Consider the following 6,816-nt stretch of genomic DNA (forward strand, 5'->3'; position numbering starts at 1 on the left):
CAACCATGCCTCATTCCCAACCCTCTTCCCCGGCTAGCTCCCCCCAGGATCCGCGCGCCCTGCGCAAGGCCCTGCGCAGCTCCAGCAACTACTTTGCCAAAGGGTTTGAAGAGCATAAGGATCAGGCCCAACGGGAGCTGCAAACCACCTACAAAAGCCCCCTGGTGGAGCAGATCCGCGCCCAGTCCTACTGCTATCGGCAGGGGGATATCACCATCCATCTGGCCAAGGCCTTTGGCTTCTGCTGGGGGGTGGAACGGGCGGTGGAATATGCCTACGAAGCGCGGCGCCGCTTTCCGGATCGCCAGATCTGGATCACCAACGAGATCATCCACAACCCCCTGGTCAACCGCCACCTGCAGGAGATGGGGATCCGCTTTGTGGAGAAAGGCCCGGACGGCAAGAAAGACTTTTCCCAGATCCGGCCTGAGGACGTGGTGATCTGGCCTGCCTTCGGGGCAAGTGTCTCAGAAATGGAGTTTTTCCGGTCGCAGGGCAACGAGATCGTCGATACCACCTGCCCCTGGGTATCCCGTGTCTGGAACCAGGTGGACAAGCACCGCGCCGCTCAATTCACCTCTGTGATCCACGGCAAGTACAACCACGAAGAAACCGTGGCCACCAGCTCCTTTGCCCAAAAATATCTGGTGGTGCTGAACCTGGAAGAGGCGGAATGGGTCGCCCGCTACATTTTGCACGGCGGAGATGCGGCAGAATTTCGGCGCCGCTTCGGCAAGGCCACATCTCCCGGCTTCGATCCGGATCGGGATCTGGAGCGGATCGGCATCGCCAACCAGACCACGATGCTGGAAGGGGAAACGCGCGCCATTGCCAAGCTGTTTGAGACCACCATGCTGCGCAAATATGGCCCCCAGGAGCTGGACAAGCACTTCATGAGCTTTAACACCATCTGCAACGCCACCCAAGAACGGCAGGACGCCATGTTCGAGCTGCTGGAGCGGCCCTTGGACGTGGTGGTGGTAATCGGCGGGTTTAACTCCTCCAACACCACCCACCTGCAGGAAATTGCCCTGGCCAAGGGGCTGCCCTCCTATCACATCGATGGCCCCGACTGCATCCAGCCCCCCAACCGCATCCGCCACAAGCCCCTCCACCAAGACCCAATTGTTACCGAGGGGTGGCTGCCCGATGGGCCGGTGCAGATCGGCATCACCTCCGGTGCCTCTACCCCCGACCGCGTTGTGGAGGAGGTGATCCTGCGCATCTTTGCCCTGCGCGAACAGCAGCAGATCTCTGCATAATTGTCGGGATGAGGCTAGGATCCGATTCCTCTCCCCCTAGGGCTACTTTGGCGTGCTCACCACACTTTTCCAGGTTTATCTCCCCCTCTTGGGCTGGACGCTGCTGGGGTTTGTCCTGCAGAGAGGGCTACCTCCCCCCTGGCGCCATTGGCTAAATCCCCAAGCGCTGGGCCGCTTCATGTTTTGGGTGGGGGTTCCCCTGGGCACCCTTGGGTTTATGCAGACGGCGGACCTCTCTGGCCAGCTCTGGGCGGCCCCTTTGGTCTGCTGGCTGGCCACAGGGCTAGGGTATGCCCTGGCCAGTGCCTGGCTGCAGTGGCAGCACCACACCTGGCAGGGGAAGAAAGATTGGGATCCCTGGCTTTGGAGCAGGGGGCGGCGAGGGAGTTTCTATCTGACGGCCACCTTGGGAAATACCGGCTATTTGGGCTACCCCACCTGTCTGGCGGTGGGCGGGAGCGCCTACTTTGGCTGGGCTTTGTTTTACGACCTGTTGGGCACCCTCTTGACCGCCTACGGGCTGGGAGTGTGGGTGGGCAGCCGCTACAGCGCTTCCTTCATCCCTCCCCGGCAGGCTATGCTCCGAGTCCTGAGCAGCCCCACTCTCTGGGCTTTCTTTGTCGGCCTGGCCACTGCTCGCTCCCCTCTCCCAGAATGGCTTGATCAAGGGCTAACTGCCTTTGCCTGGAGCACGATTCCCTTGAGTTTGCTCCTCTTGGGCATACGGCTGGCCCAAGTGCCGCACTGGGGATCCTTTCGCCCCGCCGCCGCGGCCCTCTTCATCAAAATTGTTGTCCTGCCCCTTTTGGTGGGCCTGGGGTTAGCCTTGACCCCCTATCCCCCCTTGGCCAAGCTGGTGCTGGTCTTGCAGACCGGCATGCCTCCTGCTATTGCCACCCTGGTGCTGGCGGAGGAATACGACTTGGATCGGGAGCTAACAGCAACAGCCTTGGCCCTAGGCTACGTGGCGGCCCTGCTGACCCTACCTTTCTGGTTGCTGCTGTGGGGAACCTAGTAGGCCAGGTGAGAGAGGGTTTGCTCCAGGTAGCGATGTACCAGACGATCCAGGTCAGCCTCCTGGCTGGGCAGTTCCCGTCCTTGGAGCCATCCGCGGAAGCCCGAGCTTTCCACGATGGCCTGGCGCAACGGCTTCCAAACCGCTTGGGCGCGCCGTTCTGTATCGGGGCTGAGAGCAGGACTGGTCATGGTTTCTGAAGAGGAAGCTGAGAGCAGACTGAACTCAGGATAGCCCGGATCCCTGTTGGCTTTAGCTCTCTAGGATACAAATCTGCCTATCTCTCTCCCTGAGGGAGAGGGGCTGGGGGCAAGGGGATCCCTAAACGAACAATTGGCTGCGCTGCTGGATGCGCAGGGCTGGCCCCAAGGCATTGAGGAGGGCAACGCCATAGCTGCGGGCAACGATGCGGCTATCCAAAATCGCCACCCAGCGGGTGGGCAAGCCGGAGGCTTCACCTGCTTCTGCGCCTTGTCGCAGAGGTGCAACAGCCCGCTGCAATTGGCTGGCCGCCACTGGCAAGAGGTATTGGCGGAACCAGTCCTGTTGGGTGCGCTGCAGATACTGCACCCGTCCGGCCACCCTTGGATCCTCCATCGAGGGAAAGGGCAAGGTGGCAATGGCCAGCAGTTCCGGACAGGGCAGGCTGGCCTTGTGCTGCAGCCAGTAGGGCCAGTCGCAGACCAAAATGCCCTTTTCTCCGGGAAATAGGCTGTTTACCCGCACCCGCGAGCCAAATTCGGCAGCCAAAGCAGCCCCCACCTGTACCTGCAGAGGTTGATCCGACACCAGCACCACCACAAAGCCCTGCACCTGCGGGATCAGGCTCCTTAGCTCCTGCAACAGGTGCTCCCGGAAGAGGGGGCTGTTGGGCAAGGGCAGCCGCGGCAAGTAGAGGGAAAGGCTCGGCAAGGGCTCCCCGCCGGAACGGATCCAATCCTCGCCTGAGCTGAAGCGCAAGGGCGTCAGATCTGGCAAGCCCAGGCGCCAACGATAGGCCTCCGCCTGCCGATCCAGGTCCAGGGCCTCGCCGATGATCACTACCGGCTGAGTGGCCCAGATGGGCGCCAGCCACTCGTGTAGAGCCGCCGGGCTGTGGTAAAGGGTGAGGCGACCGGTCTCGCGGTCAGTTTCCGCCCACCAAACCCAGCGGGAAGCGGGATCCCCCTCGGCGCAGAGCCGCTGGCGGAGCTGATCCCAAGGATCCGGCAGCCAGCCGGCGTAGCTCACCACCAAAGACAGCGCTGCCTCCAGGTGAGCCTGTTCATCTGCCTGCAGGAGGCAGCGAGAAAGCGGTCGCCGCAAAAGCTGCAGGGCTAAATTCACCTGGGCCTGGGAAAGCCGCTCCGCCTCGGCAGGGAAGATCTGCCGCAGTTGCTGCCAGTGACTGGCTTCCAGGGTGACCGTCAGCGCCTGGTAGGCCCACTCTTCCAGGTCTTCGGCTCCGTCCAGGATGAGAGGGATCCCAGTCGGCATCTCTGCTCCCCTCAAGCGAGCCCGCAGCCAGTCCAGGGGATCCACCAGCAGCAACCCCTGAAAATCGGGATCCGGCCAACGGTCTTTTTGCAGGACGGGCTTGTGCAACTGCAGGGTCTGCCGGAGCCAAGGGATCTCTTCTCCCAAGATTTGCGCCTGCACGGACACTGTGGCACAGAGCAACGTGGCACTCGGCCACATCAACGCCGGCAGCAGATAGCTGAGGCGGTGCTGGCCCCCGGCGGGCACCTGAATCAAGGTGCTGCGACCCAACCGCAATCCCCGTGCCACCATGCGGGCCATTGTCAACTGATGGGGCCACACGGCTTCGGGAGACTGCCGCAAAAGCTGTCGCAACTGTTGGTGAACCTCAACCTCGATCACAGTCAGTACGCCAAGGATCTGCCACAGGCGCTAGGGTGAACTAGCCTATTCTAGGGTAGGGAAGAAAACCAAAGAGCACCCCTGGGGTGAGCGATGTCTGCTATTTCTGCTGTTCACACCACCTTGACCGCGCAAGAGCAAGCCGCGCAGAGGGGATCCCTGCTCTTGGATCGCTCCGAGTGGGGCCGCCTGCGCCTGCAGGGATCCCCTGGCTTGGACTACTTGCACAGCCAGAGTACTCAGGATCTCAAGGCTCTCAAGCCCGGCCAGGGGGCAGATACGGTATTTGTCACCCCCACAGCAGGGATCCTAGATCTGGCCACGGTCTACGTGGAAGAGGAGGCCTGCTGGATTTGGACTTCGCCGCAGCGGCGCAGCCTGCTGATGCAGAGCCTGGGGCGTATGTTGCCCTTTGTGCGCGGGGCCCAGCTAGCCGATGTGACCGGGCAGACCTTTGCCTTTGGGCTAATTGGCCCCCAGAGCCAGGCCATTTTGGAGAAGGGGGTGGCTGCAGAAGGGATCCCGACAAAACTGTATGAGCACCGCCAGGTAGAGATCCAGGGGATCCCCGTCCATTTGGCCTGCGGCAGCGGCCTCGCCCAGCCAGGATTTACCCTCTGGGGGGCTAGCGAACACAAAGCTGCCCTTGTCGACTATCTGATCCAAGCTGGAGCAGAGCTGGCCTCACCTGAACTTTGGGAAGCCCTGCGCCTAGAGGCCGGTCGCCCTGCCGCCGACCGCGAGCTGACCCCCGACTACAACCCTTTGGAAGCCGGCCTGTGGCATGCCATTTCCCTCTCCAAAGGGTGCTACATCGGCCAGGAAGTCTTGGCCAAGCAGGTAACCTACCGGCGCATCCGCCAAACCCTCTGGGGGATCTGCCTCCAGGGCGAGGCCCAGCCCGGTGCCGACATCGTGCGGCAAGGGGAGAAGATCGGCGTGTTAACCAGCGCTGGCCTCACCTCCCAGGGCCACGTGGGCCTGGGCTATGTGCGCACCAAATTCGCGCCCGCCGAAGGATGGGAGGTGGAGGTTGGTTCAACAACCGGCCTCCTCACCCGCCCGCCCTTTTTGAGCTTTCCGCCCGTTGTTTGAGGAGATCTCAGCTCCCTAGAGATCGAAATGGCGGCGAAAGCGGGGATCCCACCTGTCCTTTTTGCGCTGATTACAGACTTTGCACAGGGTTTGCAAGTTGCTGATGTCGTTGCTGCCGCCCTGGGCAAGGGGGATGATGTGATCAACCTGAAGCTGCACCTCGGGGGGCGATTTGCCACAACTGCGGCAGCGGAAGCCATCCCTTTGGAAGACATACTCCCGCACAGATGGTGGGATCGGGATCCTCTCGCCAGGTTTTTTCTCTTTCATCCACTACTCACCTGTATTGCGAAAACTATCTAGTTCGGAGTCTCGAGATGGGCTATCGGGAGTAAACTCGAGACAAACTTTAAGGGATATCTTGCCCTCAGCCCAATCCTTTCTAGGCTGTAAGATTCGGGATTTTACTCCCTCTACTAAAGCTCTAATTTCTACGTGAACCTTTTTTGAGCGAAGGTAGCCATTTGTTCGTGCGATATCTGCAAGAAAGTAATCAATAATTGCACTGTGCAAAACGCTGGGAAGATAGATTTAGTTGCCAATCGCAACGGCAGTTTCTTTGTCATCTGCTTTGAGAAGTATCGAGTCGAACACAGCCTTGTTTCCCATTGCTCACAGACTTCGCTAGCCAGTATCTTCTCGAAAGGGATCCAGAGGAGATTCACTGCTTGCTGATCCTGGATCTTCTGGCTCAAACTCAACTGCTGCTACCAGCTTTACCCTAACTCTGCCATCAACCCATGGCAAGCCAGGACGTAAAAGTTTAGCAGGAACCCCTCTCGCATCAGTTATTTTGCCCAAATTGACCGAGCTATAGTCAACTGAAATGTTTCTGGCTCTAAGTTTATTATATAAACGAGATCCAAAGTCATCATAAGCACTTTCCAAGCAAGCTTTGGTAAATTCTTGTGAGTAGATCAGGCGTCCTCGTACATCAATAACAGTATTTGGAAAAGTATCTATCTGGACAAAGCGCTCTTGAGGTTGCTCCTCGCCTGACACTGCCCCGGCCTCCTAATGCATTCCGCCAGCTTAAGCTATTCCTCGTCTGTGCGAAGATCGTCCAGAAGAGATCCATCGCTACTCTCTGAGCCCGTATACTCTGGCTCAAACTCTACGGTGATCCGCAACCTTACCCTGCCCTTCTCCCACTCCTTCTTACCCGGCACCAGGAGCTGACAGGCAAGGCCCTGATCAAACCACTTCGCTTCTTGCAGTAGCTTTTCTTCAGGCCGGGGAGCAAGAAGGCTGCTAGCAATATTAAGCAAGTTTTCGGGTGGAAGGATCCCTGAGGATCTCAAGGCCGCAATAAACAGGCGATTGAGCTCTTCTTTTTTAGGTAAATCCTCTTGGGCTGCTTTGACCAGGCTGGCAACCTTGAAAGTTTTCTCCCCTATAGAGAGGATCCCTTCTGAGTGTTGCTGCAAGGGCATGGACTTAGACAAGAAAACCTCACCCCCCTTCAAATAGTAAGGAGAAACAAGCCGCTCTACTTTAGGTCGTCAAGTACAGCCTTTTAATTTAAAATAGGGTACAGGTATTCAAGAGGAAGGAGAGAAAGGAATGCCGACTCATTCTTTGGAT

The 6,816-nt window shown here is 58.9% G+C and carries 9 protein-coding genes; 3 read left to right on the forward strand and 6 right to left on the reverse strand.

Going from position 1 to position 6,816, the window contains the following annotated elements; translation table 11 throughout:
• Positions 1-5: 5 nt before the first annotated feature.
• Together NW809_RS09625 and NW809_RS09630 are read left to right on the forward strand one after the other, a co-directional pair.
• A complete protein-coding gene (locus NW809_RS09625; protein ID WP_414402022.1) occupies positions 6-1,262 on the forward strand; it encodes a 4-hydroxy-3-methylbut-2-enyl diphosphate reductase in 1,257 nt (418 codons plus the stop codon).
• A gap of 52 nt (positions 1,263-1,314) precedes the next feature.
• Positions 1,315-2,277: an AEC family transporter gene (locus NW809_RS09630; RefSeq protein ID WP_414402017.1), complete on the forward strand. Its 963-nt coding sequence runs from the start codon at positions 1,315-1,317 to the stop codon at positions 2,275-2,277.
• Here the strand turns inward: NW809_RS09630 and NW809_RS09635 are convergent.
• On the reverse strand, positions 2,274-2,468 hold the full coding sequence (locus NW809_RS09635; RefSeq protein ID WP_099812204.1) for a hypothetical protein: 195 nt from the start codon (positions 2,466-2,468) through the stop codon (positions 2,274-2,276). The two genes, NW809_RS09630 and NW809_RS09635, sit on opposite strands and share 4 nt — an antisense overlap.
• Positions 2,469-2,598: 130 nt before the next feature.
• Entirely contained in the window at positions 2,599-4,137 is a 1,539-nt protein-coding gene (locus NW809_RS09640; protein WP_414346907.1) for a hypothetical protein, read from the reverse strand.
• Between the two features lie 93 nt (positions 4,138-4,230).
• Between NW809_RS09640 and NW809_RS09645 the strand changes: the two genes are divergently transcribed.
• A complete protein-coding gene (locus NW809_RS09645) occupies positions 4,231-5,232 on the forward strand; it encodes a YgfZ/GcvT domain-containing protein (protein ID WP_414402018.1) in 1,002 nt (333 codons plus the stop codon).
• Positions 5,233-5,247: 15 nt separating this feature from the next.
• On the opposite strand, the gene NW809_RS09650 is transcribed toward NW809_RS09645, so the two are convergent.
• The 4 genes from NW809_RS09650 to NW809_RS09665 form a co-directional block, all read right to left on the reverse strand.
• Positions 5,248-5,502: an HNH endonuclease gene (locus NW809_RS09650; RefSeq protein WP_414389247.1), complete on the reverse strand. Its 255-nt coding sequence runs from the start codon at positions 5,500-5,502 to the stop codon at positions 5,248-5,250.
• Between the two features lie 3 nt (positions 5,503-5,505).
• A complete protein-coding gene (locus NW809_RS09655) occupies positions 5,506-5,745 on the reverse strand; it encodes a KGK domain-containing protein (protein WP_414402019.1) in 240 nt (79 codons plus the stop codon).
• 111 nt (positions 5,746-5,856) lie between these two features.
• Positions 5,857-6,234, reverse strand: coding sequence for a KGK domain-containing protein (locus NW809_RS09660; RefSeq protein ID WP_414402020.1), 378 nt, complete (start codon positions 6,232-6,234; stop codon positions 5,857-5,859).
• 35 nt (positions 6,235-6,269) lie between these two features.
• Positions 6,270-6,677, reverse strand: a complete 408-nt coding sequence (locus NW809_RS09665; RefSeq protein WP_414402021.1) for a KGK domain-containing protein — start codon at positions 6,675-6,677, stop codon at positions 6,270-6,272.
• Between the last annotated feature and the right edge of the window lie 139 nt (positions 6,678-6,816).

This window comes from Synechococcus sp. WC101 (genome assembly GCF_047461555.1).
Lineage (GTDB): Bacteria > Cyanobacteriota > Cyanobacteriia > Thermostichales > Thermostichaceae > Thermostichus.

What these genes read in the sequence shown, in the direction of transcription:
- NW809_RS09625 (WP_414402022.1), top strand. Translation starts at nt 6, where the DNA reads ATGCCTCATTCCCAACCCTCTTCCCCGGCTAGCTCCCCCCAGGATCCG.
- NW809_RS09635 (WP_099812204.1), bottom strand. Translation starts at nt 2,468, where the DNA reads ATGACCAGTCCTGCTCTCAGCCCCGATACAGAACGGCGCGCCCAAGCG.
- NW809_RS09645 (WP_414402018.1), top strand. Translation starts at nt 4,231, where the DNA reads ATGTCTGCTATTTCTGCTGTTCACACCACCTTGACCGCGCAAGAGCAA.
- NW809_RS09650 (WP_414389247.1), bottom strand. Translation starts at nt 5,502, where the DNA reads ATGAAAGAGAAAAAACCTGGCGAGAGGATCCCGATCCCACCATCTGTG.